Source organism: Paracoccus sp. SY (assembly GCF_002901215.1).
Classification (GTDB): Bacteria; Pseudomonadota; Alphaproteobacteria; order Rhodobacterales; family Rhodobacteraceae; genus Paracoccus; species Paracoccus acridae.
In genome coordinates, this window is record NZ_NWMQ01000007.1 from 115,580 (window position 1) to 131,317 (window position 15,738).

A 15,738-nucleotide genomic window follows, 5' to 3' on the forward strand; every position below is an offset into this window, starting at 1 on the left:
ACCCTGCCAAAAAGGCAGAAAAATCCCGTCTTTCCCGTGACTTTGGCTGCCGGAATGCTTATATCGGCGCTACAGGAACAGGACACATTCACCCATGACCGCAACAGCCGCGCAGACCGCCGAATACGGCGCCGATTCCATCAAGGTTCTCAAGGGATTGGAAGCCGTCCGGAAACGGCCCGGCATGTATATCGGCGACACCGACGACGGATCGGGCCTGCACCACATGGTGACCGAGGTCGTGGACAACGGCATCGACGAGGCCCTGGCCGGTCATGCCGACTATGTGAAAGTCAAGATCCACGCCGACAACAGCGTCAGCGTCCGCGACAACGGTCGCGGCATCCCCGTGGACATGCACCCGACCGAGGGCGTTTCCGCGGCCGAGGTCATCATGACCCAGCTTCACGCGGGCGGCAAGTTCGACAGCAACTCCTACAAGGTGTCGGGGGGCTTGCACGGGGTGGGCGTGTCTGTGGTGAACGCGCTGTCGGACTGGCTGGAACTGCGCATCTGGCGCAATGGCAAGGAACATTACGCCCGGTTCGAAAAAGGCGACACGGTCGAACCCCTGCGCGTGGTGGGCGATGCCGCGCCGGGCGAAAAGGGGACCGAGGTGCGGTTCCTGGCATCCGCCAAGACCACCCACCCGGACGGCACGTTCAGCAACCTGGAATATGTGTACAAGACGCTGGAAAACCGCCTGCGGGAACTGGCCTTCCTGAACAGCGGCGTCCGCATCATCCTGGAAGACGAACGCCATGCCGAGGTGCAGAAGACCGAGCTTTACTATGAAGGCGGCGTGCGGGAATTCGTGAAGTTCCTCGACCGGTCCAAGACCGCCGTCATGCCCGAGCCGATCTTCATGACCGGCGAGCGGAACGGCATCGGGGTCGAGGTCGCGATGTGGTGGAACGACAGCTATCATGAAACCGTGCTGCCCTTCACCAACAACATCCCCCAGCGTGACGGCGGCACCCATCTGGCGGGCTTCCGGGGCGCGCTGACGCGCGTCATCACGAAATACGCCCAGGACAGCGGCATCGCGAAAAAGGAAAAGGTGGATTTCACCGGCGACGACGCGCGCGAAGGCCTGACCTGCGTGCTGTCCGTCAAGGTGCCCGATCCCAAGTTCTCAAGCCAGACCAAAGACAAGCTGGTCTCCAGCGAGGTCCGCCCGGCGGTCGAGAACCTGGTAGGCGAAAAGCTGGCCGAGTGGTTCGAGGAAAACCCCGCCGAAGCGAAATCCATCGTCGGCAAAATCATCGAGGCCGCCCTGGCCCGAGAGGCGGCGCGCAAGGCCCGCGAACTAACGCGCCGCAAGACGGCCATGGACGTGGCCTCGCTGCCCGGCAAGCTGGCCGATTGCCAGGAAAAGGATCCGGCGCTGTCCGAACTGTTCATCGTCGAGGGTGACTCGGCGGGCGGGTCGGCCAAGCAGGGCCGGTCGCGCCAGAACCAGGCGGTGCTGCCCCTGCGCGGCAAGATCCTGAACGTGGAACGGGCCCGCTTCGACCGGATGCTGTCGTCGGAAATGATCGGCACGCTGATCACCGCGCTTGGCACGGGGATCGGGCGCGACGAATTCAACCTGTCCAAGCTGCGCTACCACAAGATCGTCATCATGACGGATGCCGACGTGGACGGCGCCCATATCCGCACGCTGCTTCTGACCTTCTTCTTCCGGCAGATGCCGGAACTGATCGACGCGGGTCACCTGTATATCGCGCAGCCGCCGCTTTACAAAGTGTCGCGCGGGCGGTCCGAGGTCTATCTCAAGGACGAGGCCGCGCTGGAGGATTACCTGATCCAGCAGGGCGTCGAGGGTGCGGTGCTGCGCCTTGCCTCGGGCGAGGAGATCGTGGGTGCGGACCTGGCCCGCGTCGTGGGCGAGGCGCGCATTGCCCGCCGCCTGCTGCGTGCCTATCCGACGCATTACCCGCCCCACATCACCGAACAGGCGGCCATTGCCGGTGCGCTTCTGCCGGGCCGCATCGACGCGGATGCCCAGGGCGCGGCCGATGCGGTTGCCGCCCGCCTGGATATGATCGCCGAGGAATACGAACGCGGCTGGACCGGACGCCCCACGCAGGACGCAGGGATCCGCCTGACCCGCACCCTGCGCGGGGTCGAGGAAAGCCGCACCCTGGACGGGCAGATGCTGCGCAGCGCCGAAAGCCGCCGCCTGGGCGAAATGACCCAGGCCCTGCAGGACGTCTATGGCCAGGGCGCCCGTCTGGTGCGCAAGGACCGCGACCAGCCGATCTTCGGTCCCCTGGGCCTGTTGCAGTCGATCTTCCTGGAAGGCGAAAAGGGCTTGTCGCTGCAACGCTACAAAGGTCTGGGCGAGATGAACCCCGAACAGTTGTGGGAAACCACGCTGGATCCCGGCGCGCGCACCATGCTGCAGGTCCGCATCGAGGACGTGGCCGAGGCCGAGGATCTGTTCACCAAGCTGATGGGCGACGTGGTCGAACCCCGCCGCGAATTCATCCAGCAGAACGCGCTGAGCGTCGAGAACCTGGACACCTGAGCCTGTTGCGAAAATGCCGCGCCTTTGTTCAAGGCGCGGGGTTCCGGTTTGAACGCATGGACTGTATGATCGCAGGACATACAAATCGCGCTTATTCTCGTGATCATTGGGAAACTTGCGCAATTGCTGAGATTTCCTCGAAGAAGGAGGTTTAGATGCGTTATTCCTCGTTCCTGGCGATTTCCGCCCTTGGCCTGATCTCAGGCGTATCTGGCGCCCTTGCCGGCGGCTATGTTGCCCCGGTCGCCGATCCGGTGGTGGCCGCACCCGTCATCGAAGCCGCACCTGTCGGCAACTGGGCTGGTGGTTATGCCGGCGGCTCGATCGGCTATGCCTTCGGCAGCGATGACGAGATCGGTTTGGACCTGCTCGAAGGCGGAGCGTTGATCGACCGTGCGAATGACCTGGGAAGTGTGGATCTCAAGGGTCTGAACGCGGGCCTTCACGCAGGCTATCGCTGGCAGCGCGGGAATTGGGTCTTCGGTCCCGAACTGTGGGTCGAGGGCGGCAGCATCGACGCCTCGGACCGCGTCAGCGTCGACGGCGTCAATTTCGACGTCGAATCCTCGGTGAACTACATCGCCGGCCTGCAGTTCAAGACGGGCTACACCGTCGATCCGCAGACCCTGGTCTATGGCACGGCGGGCGTCGTTCACGGCGACTTCGACTACAAGCTTGGCGGATTGAACAACAGCATCACCGAAAGCTATTCCGAAACCGGCTACTCGCTGGGTCTTGGCGTCGAACGCAAGTTGCGCAACAACTTGTCGGTCTTTGCGGAATGGCAGTACCGCAACTTCGGCAAGACCGAGGTCAGCTATGACTTCGAAGACGACCCGACGATCCTGACGCGCGCCACGCCCGAGCATCACAACGTCAAGGTCGGCGTGAACTTCAGCTTCTGATCCGATCCTGTCCACGGATGAAAAGCCGGGCGCCTGCGGCGGCCCGGCTTTTTCACGACCTGCGGCGCGATGTGCCGCTGCGCATCGGATGGCCCACAGGCACCGCCAGGGCACGGCTGCCGCAGGCGATGGCGATGCCTTGCGGGACCAGGCCCGCCAGCACGGGACTGTCGATGGCAAGCCCGCCGGTATAGGCGCCAAAGGCGGGCAGGATCAGATGGTCCTGTCCGACCAGGAAACAGCGTCGCCGGTCGCCTGCCAGCCGGACACAGGGGTGGAAATGTCCCGACACGTCCGGTCCCTGCCCCGCCTGGTGGCGCAGGACCAGCCCGTCATCCAGTTCCTCCACCGTTTCGCCCGGAAGGCGCGGGCAGACCGGAGAGGGATCGTGGTTGCCGCTGACCCAGATCCAGCGGCGGCCCCAGGCCATGTTCCGCAGCCGGTCGCACAGCGCATCCGGCAGCGCCAGGGCGGCGGCATCGTCGTCGAAGCCGTCGCCCAGGCTGACGACGGCGGCCGGATCGGTGGCGGCGATCTCGGCTTCCAGCCGGTCAAGCGTCACCAGAACCTCATAGGGCGGCAGCAGGGATCCGCCCCGCCGGGCCATGCGCTCGGACTTGCCCAGGTGCAGGTCGGCCACGATCAGCCAGCGGCGTTCAGGCCAGTAAAGCGCGCCCGATGGCCGGGCCTGAAGCGCATGGCCCGCGAAGTCGAAGGCATGGCTCATGCCAGGCCCGCCTCGGCCATCAGAGCCTTGGCCTCGGCCTCGGCCAGGCGGTCGCGCCCGGCGCCGGTGATCGGCACGCGGCCGTATTCCAGCAGCAAGGGCGCGGCCAGGGGTGTCACGCGGCCCGTCATGCGGTGGTCGTGATGGGGCAGGTGGTTCAGCATCTCCTCGATCCGGTCGAAATCGACAAGGCCCCGGCGCGCCTCATCTGCGGTGATGCGCAGCAGAAGATGGTCGGGGTCATAGCGGCGCAAGGTATCGTAAAGAATGTCGCTGGAAAAGGTCGCCTGCTTGCCCGACTTGCGCTGCCCCGGCATGTTGCGCTGGATCAGGCCCGAGATCACCGCGACATTCTTGAAGGTCCGCTTCATCACCGCATTGCCCGCCAGCCAGTCGCCCAGGCCCGCGCGCAGGGCGTCGCGGTCCAGCAACGGCGCGGGATCGGCCACCGGGTCCAGCGACCAGATCAGCAGCGCGTAATCGGTGGCGATGAAGCCCAGGGGACCCAGGCCCGCATCCTCCATCGTCTTGGTCATCAACAGGCCCAGTGTCTGCAAGGCATTGCGCCCGGCAAAGCCATAAAGCGCGAAATGCCACTTGCCCTGAAAGGGAAAGCTCTCGCTCAGCAGGACGCCCGGCTGTGGAAGGGTGCTGATGCGGGCCTGCATGGCCAGCCAGTCGGCGGTATCGGGGGGCAGAACCCAGTGGCGCGACCGGTCGCCGATCAGCGCCTGGACCCGGTGCGACAATTGCGTGGATGTCGCCAGCTTCATCCCGGAATAAAGCGCGATGCGCGGCTGTTTGGTGGGCTGCTTCGTGACCTCGACCACCATCTCGCGCAGGGCGTCGTACCTGACGGTCTGCCCGCCGATCAGGAAGGTGTCGCCGGGCACCAGGGTCGCGGCAAAGCCTTCCTCGACCTCGCCCAGCAGGCCGCCGCCGCGCCGGAACCGGACCTTCAGCATCTCGGCCTCGACGATGGTGCCCACGTTCATGCGCAGGTCGCGGGCCGCGCGCGGATCGCGCAGACGCCACAGCCCGTCGCGCTGCATCAGACGCTGCCAGCGGTCATAGGCCCGCAGGGCGTATCCCCCGGTCGCGGCGAAATCCAGGCAGTCGTCGAACTGCGCCCGCGTCAGCCCGCGATAGGGTCCGGCGGTGCGAACCTCGGCCAGCAGCGCGTCGGCATCGAAGGGCCCCGCGCAGGCGGTCAGCAGAATATGCTGGCACAGCACGTCCAGGGGGCCGGGGCCGCGCGGATCGCCGTCAAGGTCGTGTTCATGGACGGCTTCAAGGGCGGCGATGCATTCGACCACCTCGAATCGGTTGGCGGGCACGATGCGCGCGCGCGAGGGCGCGTTGTAGCGGTGGTTCGCCCGCCCGATCCGCTGGACCAGCCGCTTGACGTTCTTGGGTGCGCCCACCTGGATCACCAGATCGACCGCGCCCCAGTCGATGCCCAGATCCAGGCTGCCCGTCGCCACGACGGCGCGCAATTCGCCCGCGGCCATCGCGGCCTCGACCCGCTGGCGGGCCTCGCGGGCCAGGCTGCCATGGTGCAACCCGATGGGCAGGTTGTCGTCATTGGCCGCCCACAGGGCCTGGAAGAACAGTTCGGCCTGGGCGCGGGTGTTGATGAAGATGATGGTGGTGCGGGCCTGCCTGATCTCGGCCAGAACCTCGGGGACGGCGTAATGGCCGCCGCCGCCCGACCAGGGCGCGGGACGGGCGGTGGCCAGCATGGCGATGTCGGGTTCAGGGCCGGGATCGGCATGGATGATCGCCGCGCCGCCCATGAAATCGGCCAAGGCGCGCGGATCCTCGACCGTGGCGGACAGGCCGGTGGCGGTCAGATCGGGGGCAAGGCTCCGCAGCCGCGCCAGGCACAGCATCAACTGATCGCCGCGCTTGTTTTCCGCAAGCGCGTGCAGTTCGTCCAGCACCACGCGGCGCAGGCTGCCGAAGATCTGCGGCGCCTGTTCATAGGACAGCATCAAGGCCAGCGATTCCGGCGTGGTCAGCAGGATCTGCGGCGGATCGACCCTTTGCCGCGCGCGTTGCGAGGATCGCGTGTCGCCGGTCCGATCCTCGACACGGACGGGCAGGTTCAGCTCGGCCACCGGGCGCGCGAGGTTGCGGGCGATGTCCGCCGTCAGCGCCTTCAGGGGCGAGACATAGAGCGTGTGCAGCCCCTTGTGCCCGTCCTTCAGCGCCACCAGCGAGGGCAGGAAACCCGCCAGCGTCTTGCCGCCCCCGGTCGGCGCGATCAGCAGCGTGTCGCCCTGCGCCGCCAGCAGATCCAGCTGATGCGGGTGCGGCTGCCAGCCTTGGGCTGCGAACCAGTCCTGGAATTCGGGCGGAAGGGTCACGGGATCATGGCCTTCAGCGTGGACAGGTGGTCGGCCTCGATGGCCGGCTTGTCCCAGCGGATGCGGCTGATGCGGGGAAAGCGCATGGCGACGCCCGACTTGTGGCGGCCGGATGCGTTCAGCCCTTCGAAGGCGACCTCGAGCACCAGCTTGGGCGCGATGGATCGCACGGGGCCGAAACGTTCGATGGTGTTGTTGCGCACGAAGCGGTCCAGTTCGCGCAGTTCCTCGTCCGTGAAGCCGAAATAGGCCTTGCCGACCGGGACAAGCTGGTCCGCGTCCCACAGGCCGAAGGTGAAATCGCTGTAGAAGCCCGACCGCTTGCCATGGCCGCGCTGTGCGTAAAGCAGCACGGCATCGACCACATGCGGGTCGCGCTTCCACTTGAACCACGGCCCACGCGGGCGCCCGCCGACATAGGGGCTGTCGCGGCGCTTGATCATCACGCCCTCGATCACCTGGGCGGGGGGATCGGCGCGCAGGGCCGCCAGATCGTCCCAGGTGGCGAAGTCCAGCAGGGGCGAGACGTCGATGCGGTTGCTGCCGAAATCCGCGCCTTCCAGCACGGCGCGGCGGTCGATCAGCGGCAGATCCCGCAGGTCGCGGCCCTGCCAGATCAAGGCGTCATAGACGCGCAAGCCCGCAGGGTGGCTTTCCAGCATCCCCTTGCCCACCTGCTTGCGGCCCAGCCGCTTTTGCAGGTCGCCGAAGACGGCGACATCCTCGCCGCGCCTGACCAGCAGTTCGCCATCCAGGGTGCCGTCGAAGTTCAGCGCCTCGATCAGGTCGGGAAAGCTGTTGCCGATGTCCTCTCCGGTGCGGGAATAGAGCCTGCGCACCCCGCCGTCGTTGATCGCCTGCACACGGATGCCGTCCCACTTCCATTCCGCGACATAATCGGCGGGATCGAAGGCCCCAAGCTGGTCCAGATCGACGGGCGTGGACAGCATCACCGGGCGGAAGGGCGCGCGGGCGGCCTGTTCGGGGCGCGTGCCCCCTGCGATCCAGTCGAACAAGGGCTGATAGGGCGGGGTCAGCCCGTGCCAGATCTCCTCGATCTGGGCCACGTCGGGATCGCCCATATCCGCCAAGGCCATGCGCGCCATGCGAGCCGACAGGCCGATGCGCATGTTGCCCGTGGCAAGCTTCAGGAAGGCCAGCCGCTGCGACGGGCCCAGCCGGTCCAGCATTCCGGCGATGGCCGCGGGCAGGCCCGCCTTGCCGGTATCCGACAGCAGCGCCACGGCCTGATGCAGGGGCACGTCCTCGTCCCGGTCACTGTCCCACAGCAGCGCGATGGTTTCCGCCAGATCGCCCACGAAGTCATAGGACAGCGCGAACAGCTGTTCGTCCACGCGTTCGACCATCAGCCCGCGCAAAAGGCCCGGCGTCACGGTGCGCAGCTTCAGATCGCCCGTCAGCGCGGCCAGAGCGAAGCCGCGATCGGGGTCGGGCGTCTGTTCCAGGTAATGCCGCAGAAGGCGCAGCTTGGCGTTGCGCGCGGGCGTGAAGGCCAGGCGTTCCAGCAGGTTCGCGAAGGCCCTCATTCCGGCTCGTCCTCATAGCCGACCAGCCGCAGCGGGCGGGCGGGTATGTCCTGCAATTCGCACCAGCGCAGCAGCCCGTCCTCGGCCCCGTGGGTGATCCAGACCTCTTGCGGGGCCAGTTCGCGGATGGTCTGCGTGACCTGCGGCCAGTCCACATGGTCGCTGATGACCAGGGGCAGTTCGACACCCCTTTGCCGGGCACGCGCCCGCACCGCCATCCAGCCGGACGCAAAGCCGATCACCGGGTCGCGGAACCGCTGCACCCAGGCGGATGCAAAGGCCGAGGGCGGCGCGATCACCAGTTGCGCGTCCACCTGTTTCGCGGTGGCAGGCACCAGGGGGCCAAGGTCGATGCCCTGTTCCACATGGTAATCGCACAATCGTTGCAGCGCGCCGTGGATGGCGATGGGACCGTCGATCCCCGCCTGTCGCGCCAGCATGATCAGCCGCTGCGCCTTGCCCAGAGCATAGGCGCCGATCAGGTGGTGGCGTTCGGGAAATTCGGCCATGCTGGCCAGCAGGCGGATCATTTCGCCCGCCGGGTCGGGATGCTTGAAGACCGGCAGGCCGAAGGTCGCCTCGGTCACGAAGATGTCGCAGGGCACGGGTTCATAAGGCGCGCTGACCGGGTTCGGGTGACGGCAATAGTCGCCCGAAACCACGATCCTGGGCCCATGATCCGGCTGCACGGCGATCTGCGCGGAACCCAGGATATGCCCCGCCGGATGAAAGCTGACGGTGGTGTCGCCGATCCGCAGCGGCTCGTCCGCCGCCTGCCGCTGGCCCGCGAAATCCTCGCCATAGCGGATCGCCATGATCTCCAGCGTCTGGCGCGTGGCAAGGACCGCGCCGTGGCCCGACCGGGCATGGTCGCCATGGCCATGGGTGATCAGCGCGCGATGCACCGGACGGACCGGGTCGATGTAGAAATCGCCAGGGGGACAGTAAAGCCCAGCCGGCGTGGGGTGCAGGATCTGATCGGCGCGCATGGAAACCAAGATGGTGAACATTCCATGAAAATCAACGCCTCGCGGCTTGGACGTGTTCCCGGTGGGCATCGGCATAATCGCGCACCAGCGCCACGCGCCGGGGGCGGAAGCTGGCGCCGGTCAGGCTGGCCGCCGCGATGCGGTTGACGTGGAAGACGCGGTAATCCATGCGCAACCGGCAATAGGCCAGCAGCATCAGCGACTGGTCGGAATAGGACAGGCCCAAGGGCCAGATCACCCGGTGCGTCTTCGCGCCGTTCAGGTCCAGATAATCGATCAGCAGCGCCTGTTCGTCCCAGCAGGCCGCGCGGATCAGCGCCAGATCGACCTGCGGCGCGGCGCGGTCGGGGCCCTGCAGGAAACAGCGCATGATCGCGTGCATGGCCTGACGCGCCTGGCGTTCGGGCAGCGTCGCCACGATCCGCGCCAAGGCGTCGCGTCCCGCCCGAACCAGATCCTCGTCGCCGATCCCGGCCAGCGCTTCGACGGCCAGGCGCAACGCCTCGATCTCAAGGCGCGAAAAGCTTTGCGGCGGCAGGGCCGGATCCTCGGTCAGGGTATAGCCAAGGCCCGCCGCCCCGTCGATCAGCGCGCCGCCCGCGCGCAGGGTGGCGATGTCGCGGTAAAGCTGGCGGGGCGACACGCCGGTTTCCTCGGCCAGACGCGCGGCGGTGACGGGGCCGGGCAGGCGGCGCAGCGCATCCATCAGGCGCATCAGGCGGTCGGTGCGGGCCATGCTGTCACCTTCTGTCAGGGCTTTGCGCTATCCTGTCGCGACACCAACCCCGGAGACAAGCCCGTGCCCACGCTTTATCACGCCCCCGACAGCCGGTCCGACAGCATCGTCACCCTGATCGACCTGATGGGCATCCGCGACCGGATCGACATCGTCGAGGTGACGATCCCCCGCCAGGACGGCAGCGGCAGCCGCGACCCAAGGAACCCTCATCCCGAAGGCAAGGTGCCCTATCTGGTCGATGGGGACGACCATGTCCGCGAACGGGGGGCGATCATCACCTGGCTGACCGACCGCTTTCCCGAAAGCGGTCTTGGCCGCCCCGTGGGCCATCCGCAACGCGGCGCCTTCCTGTCCTGGCTGTTCTATTACCAGGGCGTGATCGAGCCGGTGTCCCTGCTGCATTACCTGGGGATCGACCATCCCGCGCTGCAGGCGACCTTTCGCGACCACCACGCGATGCTGGCTCGGATCGGAGAGGCCCTGACGGACGGTCCCTTCCTGCTGGGGCAGGATTTCTCGGCCGCCGACCTGCTCTGCGCCTCGCCCTTTATCTTCTTTGGCGAAGCGATGCCGATGACGCCCCCGGTCAGGGACTGGGCGGATCGCTGCGCCGACCGGATGCGCGCGCCTTAGGCAGGCGGGGCGGGCCTGACGGGAACCACGGGGGCCGGCGCCTTGGACAGCTGCACCGCCAGGATGCCGGCCATGATGACGCCGACGCCGATCACGTCGCCCATGGCAAGCCGTTCGCCCAGCAAGGCCGCGCCCGTGGCGACCCCGAAGAACGGCGTCAGGAAATGGAATGTCGCCGCCCGCACCGCGCCGATCCGGCCGACCAGCTTGAACCAGACCCAGGTGGCGACAAGGCCTGGCACGATCACCGTGTAAAGGAAGGCCCAGACCAGCCTGGGATTGGGATCGACATGCCAATCCTCCAGGATGGGGGCGATGCACCACAGGGTCACGGATCCGACCAGCATCTGCAAGCCGACGATCATCATGACGTTGCCCCCCGAACTGGCCCCGCGCACCGTCAGCGTGGCGACGGCAAGCGCCAGGGCGGCGGCAAAGCACATCACGATGCCCACGGGATCGCTGCCCCCGCCCTGCAGCCGCGCGCCCATGATGATCGCCACCCCGGCAAGGCCCAGGACCAGGCCCGCCACCCCCATGGGCCGCAGCCGTTCGCCCATCAGCATCCAGCCCAGCGCGGCCACGATCAGCGGCATGGTGGCCGCGATGATCGAGGCCAGCCCCGCCTCGATCCACTGCATCGCCACCCAGTTCAGGCCCAGATACAGCGCATTCTGGCACAGCCCCAGGATCACCACCGCCCGCCACTGCGCCCGCGTCAGCGCGCGCCAAGTCTGGCCCATCAGCAAGGCAATGACCACCGCCATGACCCCCGACAGGGCAAAGCGCAAGGCCAGGGCGAACAGCGGCGGCACCTCGGTCACGATCATCCGGGTCGAGGTGAAGGCCGAGGCCCACATCACCGCAAAGAACACCCCCATGAGGATTGCGCGAATGTCCATGCCGGCCTCGTTTGCAGATGATGCAGAAGGGCTAGCAGGTCATGGCGGCGGCGGGAAGGGCCGATACCGAAATCCCGCGATCAAGGACCGTGTTAGTCGAACACATGCCTTCCCTAGGCATTTTGCTTGCATCCGTCGCGGACCCTGCCGGGCCAACGAAAAAGGCCGCGCCCGGCGGCACGGCCCTGTCATCTGCGGCGTCGCAGGGATCAGCTGTTGACGCTGTCCTTCAGCGACTTGGCGACCGTCACCTTGACCTGCTTGTCGGCCGGCTTGGTCATCATTTCCTGGGTCTGCGGGTTGCGGACCTGGCGTTCCGGGCGGGCGCGGCAGGCGATCTTGCCGATGCCCGGGATCGTCACGGAACCGCCGGCGGCGACTTCACGGGACACAACGGCAGCGATCGCGTCCAGCGCGGCGGATGCCGATTTCTTGTCCGAACCCATCTCCTCGGCCAGGGTCGCAACCAGCTGGGTCTTGGTCATCGGTTTGTCAGCCATTGATCTGTCTCCTCTTGCCCGGTTCTGCGGGGCCTATGGATGGCGCCGTTTGCGGCATATCGCCTGCTACACACCGTTTTCCCCAACAGATCAAGCCTTTTTCGCCGTTTCCTGCCAAAGCGGAGGGCTTGTGACCGGTTGACGCAAGGTCAAAGGAAGGCCGTTTCGTTGAACGACCGCAGCTTGCGCGAATGGATCCGTTCCAGCGGCATCTCGCGCAGCTTTTCCATGGCGCGGATGCCGATCAGCAGGTGGTTGGCGACCTGGGTGCGGTAAAAGTCGGTGGCCATGCCCGGCAGCTTCAGTTCGCCATGCAGCGGCTTGTCGCTGACGCACAGAAGCGTGCCATAGGGCACCCGGAACCGGAACCCGTTGGCGGCGATGGTGGCGCTTTCCATGTCCAGCGCGACGGCCCGCGCCAGCGACAGCCGATGGATCGGCGTGTCGCGCAGTTCCCAGTTGCGGTTGTCGATGGTGGCCACCGTGCCGGTCCGCATGATCCGCTTGAGTTCATAGCCTTCAAGCTGCGTCACCTCGGCCACGGCTTCCTGCAAGGCCACCTGCACCTCGGACAGGGTGGGAAGCGGGATCCAGACCGGCAGGTCGGCGTCCAGGACGTGATCCTCGCGCAGATAGGCATGGGCCAGCACGAAATCGCCCAGCCGCTGGCTGTTGCGCAGCCCCGCGCAATGGCCGACCATCAGCCAGGCATGGGGCCGCAGAACCGCGATGTGGTCCGTCGCCGTCTTGGCGTTCGACGGCCCCACGCCGATATTGACCAGCGTGATCCCCTGCCCGTTCGCGCGCTTCAGGTGATAGGCGGGCATCTGCGGCAGCTTGGCCAGCGTGGCCAGGGGCGTATCCGCATCGGTGATCACCTGGTTGCCCGGCGCCACGAAGCTGTCATAGCCCAGATCGGGGTTGCCCAGAACGCGGCGGGCAAAGGCTTCGAACTCGTCCACATAGAACTGATAGTTGGTGAACAGCACGAAATTCTGGAAATGTTCCGCCGCCGTCGCCGTGTAATGCTGCAGACGCGCCAGGGAATAGTCGATGCGCTGCGCCGTGAACGCCGCCAGATGCAGCGAACCGTCCGGCATCGGCCCGGCCACGCCGTTCACGATGTCGTCGTTCATGGTGTTCAGGTCGGGCACGTCGAAGACATCGCGCAGCGAAAAGTCCAGCACGCCTTCCTGCGGCACCGCCAGGTCGCTTTGCGCGGCCACCGCGAAATGGACGGGCATGGGCGTGTCGCTGACCCCCACGGTCACGGGAACGCGGTGGTTGCGGATCAGCAATCCGATCTGCTCGCGCAGATAGTTGCCGAACAGGTCGGGGCGGGTGACCGTCGCGGAATAGCTGCCGGGCGCCACCACATGGCCGAAGGCCAGGCGCGAATCGACGGCCGGATGCGTGGTCACGGTCAGGCGCAGCTCGGGATAATAGGCGCGATACCGGGCGGTGGGCTTGTCGCCTTCCAGGGCCCTGGTGAAGCGGTTCAGCAGAAAGCCGGTCGCCTGCGCATAAAGCGCCTGCAGATGCGCGACGGCGGCGGCGGCATCGGTGAACTGCTGGCGGCCCGGCGTGTCGGGGGATTCGACCGGCAGGTAGCGGGGATCCGTATCCATTCTTGTTATCCTTCTTTGTTCCGACCCTGCCAGCCGGACCAGCCGCAGGCAAGCGTCTGGCGTCCCGACTGCCGGACGGTTACCGTGCCGTCATGAAGATGCTTGTTTTCGGTCACGGCTATTCGGCGGGCTTCCTGACGCCCCTGCTTCGCGCGCGGGGCTGGCAGGTCACGGGGACCACCCGGAACGATCCCGACCGGGTGGTGGCGGCGGGCGCGCAGCCGGTCCTGTGGCCGGGGGAGGAGGAACGGTTGCGGTCCGAGATCGCCTCGGCCGATGCGGTCCTGGTCTCCGCCGCACCCGGGCCGCAGGGCGATCCCGTCCTGGCTGCCTTCCGCGATGATCTGGCCCGGGCGCGGCCCTTCTGGCTGGGCTATCTGTCGACCACCGGGGTTTATGGCGACCGCAACGGCGGCTGGGTGGACGAGGACAGCGCACTTGACGCCACCGGCCCGCGCGGGGCGGCCCGAATCCGGGCCGAAGGCGACTGGCGTGCCCTGGCCGACCAGGCGGGGCTGCCGCTGCACATCTTCCGGCTGGCGGGGATCTATGGTCCCGGCCGGGGGCCGTTCGAAAAGGTGCGAAACGGCACCGCCCGGCGGATCATCAAGCCGGGCCAGGTCTTTTCGCGCATCCATGCCGAGGATATCGCCCAGGTGCTGCTGGCCTCGATCAACCGGCCCGCGCCGGGGACCGCCTATAACCTCTGCGACGACGACCCGGCCCCGCCCCAGGAGGTGCTGGCCCATGCGGCGGCCCTGCTGGGCCTGCCCCAGCCGCCCGAGATGCCTTTCGACAAGGCCGAGATGACGCCGATGGCGCGGTCCTTCTATGCCGACAGCAAGCGGGTGTCGAACCGGCGCATCAAGGACGACCTGGGCGTCAGGCTGCGTTATCCCAATTATCGCAGCGGCCTTGCCGCGATCCTGGCGGCCGAGGACGCATCGCCGCATGGACATCGCCCCGCACCCGTGCATGATCGCGGCAATGGAGCTTGATACCGATATCCTGATCGCCGGTGGCGGGCTGAACGGCCCTGCGCTGGCGCTTGCCCTGGCCCAGGCGGGGTTGCGCGTGGCGGTGGTCGATCCCCGGCCTGCGGACGACCGCGCGGGCGACAATTTCGACGGGCGCGCCTATGCGCTGGCGGTCGCCTCGCAACGGTTGCTGAAGGCGCTGGGGCTTTGGGCGGGGCTTGCGGGCGACAGCCAGCCGATCCGGCAGGTCAAGGCGTCCCAGGGCCGCCCCGGCGAAGGGGCCGCGCCCTTCTTCCTGCATTTCGACAGCGCCGAGATCGAGGAAGGCCCGGTCGGCTACATGCTGGAGGATCGGTTCCTGTATCGCGCCCTTCTGGCGGCCATGCGGGATCGGGTGCAGCATCTGTCGGGCCTGTCGGTCGTGGACCAGCAGATCGGACCTTGGGGGGTCGAGGCCGCGTTGTCGGACGGCCGGCGGCTGCGCGCCCGGCTTCTGGTGGGCGCCGACGGCCGCGGGTCGGGCGTGGCCGCGCGCGCGGGCATCCGGCGGCAGGGATGGGATTATGGACAGACGGCGCTTGTCGCGGCCATTGCCCATGACCGCCCGCATGACGGCATTGCGCAGCAGTATTTCATGGCGACGGGTCCGCTGGCGATCCTGCCGCTGCCCGGCAACCGCAGCAGCGTCGTCTGGTCGGAAACCCATGACAATGCCCGCGCCATTGCGGCGCTGCCCGACGAGGCCTTCCTGGACGTGCTGCGCCCGCGTTTCGGCGATTACCTGGGCGATATCTCGCTGGCCGGGGCGCGCTTCACCTATCCGCTGAGCCTGTCGCTGGCCGACCGCTATGTCGCCGACCGCGTGGCCCTTGTGGGCGATGCGGCCCATGGGGTGCATCCGATCGCGGGCCAGGGGCTGAACCTGGGCCTGCGCGACGTGGCGGCCCTGGCCGAGGTTCTGGTGGATGCCGCCCGCCGGGGCGAGGATATCGGGTCCGACCTGGTGCTGGAACGATACCAGGGCTGGCGGCGGTTCGATGCCACCAGCCTGGCGCTTGGCATGGACGGGGTGAACCGGCTGTTCGCCAGCGACAATCCGGCGCTGTCGGCCGTGCGGGGGATCGGCATGGGGGTGGTCAGCGCCGTTCCCGGCCTGCGGCGCCGCTTCATGCGGCAGGCGGCGGGGCTGTCGGTCGATCCGATGCCGCGGCTTCTGACAGGACGGGCGTTGTAGGGGGCTGCCGCCCCCGTCCACCAAGGCGGACTCCCCCGCGGATATTTGAGCACAG

Annotated in this window: 13 protein-coding genes; 5 read left to right on the plus strand and 8 right to left on the minus strand. The window is 67.2% G+C overall.

The annotated features are described in order from the left end of the window. Window positions 1-94: 94 nt before the first annotated feature. Together gyrB and CK944_RS08395 are read left to right on the plus strand one after the other, a co-directional pair. Window positions 95-2,533, plus strand: coding sequence for a DNA topoisomerase (ATP-hydrolyzing) subunit B (gene gyrB / locus CK944_RS08390; RefSeq protein WP_103172606.1), 2,439 nt, complete (start codon window positions 95-97; stop codon window positions 2,531-2,533). Between the two features lie 155 nt (window positions 2,534-2,688). After that, on the plus strand, window positions 2,689-3,438 hold the full coding sequence (locus CK944_RS08395; protein ID WP_103172607.1) for an outer membrane protein: 750 nt from the start codon (window positions 2,689-2,691) through the stop codon (window positions 3,436-3,438). A 52-nt stretch (window positions 3,439-3,490) separates the two neighbouring features. Here the strand turns inward: CK944_RS08395 and pdeM are convergent, their stop codons facing one another. Genes pdeM through CK944_RS08420 form a run of 5 tightly spaced genes read right to left on the minus strand, consistent with a single transcriptional unit; the run spans window position 3,491 to window position 9,806 of the window. Further along, a complete protein-coding gene (gene pdeM / locus CK944_RS08400; protein ID WP_103172608.1) occupies window positions 3,491-4,165 on the minus strand; it encodes a ligase-associated DNA damage response endonuclease PdeM in 675 nt (224 codons plus the stop codon). After that, window positions 4,162-6,534 carry a ligase-associated DNA damage response DEXH box helicase gene (locus CK944_RS08405; RefSeq protein WP_103172609.1) on the minus strand — a complete coding sequence of 791 codons (2,373 nt, stop codon included), beginning with the start codon at window positions 6,532-6,534 and terminating at the stop codon, window positions 4,162-4,164. Before CK944_RS08405 ends, pdeM begins: the two co-directional genes overlap by 4 nt. Beyond that, window positions 6,531-8,081: a cisplatin damage response ATP-dependent DNA ligase gene (locus CK944_RS08410; RefSeq protein ID WP_103172610.1), complete on the minus strand. Its 1,551-nt coding sequence runs from the start codon at window positions 8,079-8,081 to the stop codon at window positions 6,531-6,533. The genes CK944_RS08405 and CK944_RS08410 overlap by 4 nt, the downstream gene beginning before the upstream one ends. Beyond that, window positions 8,078-9,070 (minus strand): ligase-associated DNA damage response exonuclease, encoded by a 993-nt coding sequence (locus CK944_RS08415; RefSeq protein WP_103172645.1) that lies wholly within the window; start codon window positions 9,068-9,070, stop codon window positions 8,078-8,080. The genes CK944_RS08410 and CK944_RS08415 overlap by 4 nt, the downstream gene beginning before the upstream one ends. A gap of 31 nt (window positions 9,071-9,101) precedes the next feature. Next, window positions 9,102-9,806, minus strand: a complete 705-nt coding sequence (locus tag CK944_RS08420; protein ID WP_103172611.1) for a YafY family protein — start codon at window positions 9,804-9,806, stop codon at window positions 9,102-9,104. 63 nt (window positions 9,807-9,869) lie between these two features. Here CK944_RS08420 and CK944_RS08425 point away from each other — a divergent pair, with 63 nt between their 5' ends. Further along, on the plus strand, window positions 9,870-10,442 hold the full coding sequence (locus CK944_RS08425) for a glutathione S-transferase family protein (protein ID WP_103172612.1): 573 nt from the start codon (window positions 9,870-9,872) through the stop codon (window positions 10,440-10,442). Here the strand turns inward: CK944_RS08425 and CK944_RS08430 are convergent. From CK944_RS08430 to CK944_RS08440, 3 genes are all read right to left on the minus strand, one after another. After that, window positions 10,439-11,344, minus strand: a complete 906-nt coding sequence (locus tag CK944_RS08430) for a DMT family transporter (protein ID WP_103172613.1) — start codon at window positions 11,342-11,344, stop codon at window positions 10,439-10,441. The two genes, CK944_RS08425 and CK944_RS08430, sit on opposite strands and share 4 nt — an antisense overlap. A gap of 209 nt (window positions 11,345-11,553) precedes the next feature. Further along, on the minus strand, window positions 11,554-11,844 hold the full coding sequence (locus CK944_RS08435; RefSeq protein WP_103172614.1) for an HU family DNA-binding protein: 291 nt from the start codon (window positions 11,842-11,844) through the stop codon (window positions 11,554-11,556). 149 nt (window positions 11,845-11,993) lie between these two features. Next, window positions 11,994-13,472 (minus strand): AMP nucleosidase, encoded by a 1,479-nt coding sequence (locus tag CK944_RS08440; protein WP_103172615.1) that lies wholly within the window; start codon window positions 13,470-13,472, stop codon window positions 11,994-11,996. 92 nt (window positions 13,473-13,564) lie between these two features. Between CK944_RS08440 and CK944_RS08445 the strand changes: the two genes are divergently transcribed. Both CK944_RS08445 and CK944_RS08450 read left to right on the plus strand, forming a co-directional pair. After that, window positions 13,565-14,470, plus strand: a complete 906-nt coding sequence (locus CK944_RS08445) for an SDR family oxidoreductase (protein WP_103172616.1) — start codon at window positions 13,565-13,567, stop codon at window positions 14,468-14,470. Beyond that, complete coding sequence (locus CK944_RS08450; protein ID WP_371411658.1) at window positions 14,460-15,683, plus strand: UbiH/UbiF/VisC/COQ6 family ubiquinone biosynthesis hydroxylase; 1,224 nt, start codon at window positions 14,460-14,462, stop codon at window positions 15,681-15,683. Before CK944_RS08445 ends, CK944_RS08450 begins: the two co-directional genes overlap by 11 nt. The last annotated feature ends 55 nt before the right edge of the window (window positions 15,684-15,738 follow it).

Excerpts from the sequence above, each read along its gene's own strand:
- CK944_RS08440 (WP_103172615.1), bottom strand. The coding sequence starts at position 13,472 with ATGGATACGGATCCCCGCTACCTGCCGGTCGAATCCCCCGACACGCCG.
- CK944_RS08430 (WP_103172613.1), bottom strand. The coding sequence starts at position 11,344 with ATGGACATTCGCGCAATCCTCATGGGGGTGTTCTTTGCGGTGATGTGG.
- CK944_RS08395 (WP_103172607.1), top strand. The coding sequence starts at position 2,689 with ATGCGTTATTCCTCGTTCCTGGCGATTTCCGCCCTTGGCCTGATCTCA.
- CK944_RS08450 (WP_371411658.1), top strand. The coding sequence starts at position 14,460 with ATGGAGCTTGATACCGATATCCTGATCGCCGGTGGCGGGCTGAACGGC.
- CK944_RS08435 (WP_103172614.1), bottom strand. The coding sequence starts at position 11,844 with ATGGCTGACAAACCGATGACCAAGACCCAGCTGGTTGCGACCCTGGCC.
- gyrB (WP_103172606.1), top strand. The coding sequence starts at position 95 with ATGACCGCAACAGCCGCGCAGACCGCCGAATACGGCGCCGATTCCATC.
- CK944_RS08410 (WP_103172610.1), bottom strand. The coding sequence starts at position 8,081 with ATGAGGGCCTTCGCGAACCTGCTGGAACGCCTGGCCTTCACGCCCGCG.
- pdeM (WP_103172608.1), bottom strand. The coding sequence starts at position 4,165 with ATGAGCCATGCCTTCGACTTCGCGGGCCATGCGCTTCAGGCCCGGCCA.
- CK944_RS08445 (WP_103172616.1), top strand. The coding sequence starts at position 13,565 with ATGAAGATGCTTGTTTTCGGTCACGGCTATTCGGCGGGCTTCCTGACG.
- CK944_RS08420 (WP_103172611.1), bottom strand. The coding sequence starts at position 9,806 with ATGGCCCGCACCGACCGCCTGATGCGCCTGATGGATGCGCTGCGCCGC.
- CK944_RS08415 (WP_103172645.1), bottom strand. The coding sequence starts at position 9,070 with ATGCGCGCCGATCAGATCCTGCACCCCACGCCGGCTGGGCTTTACTGT.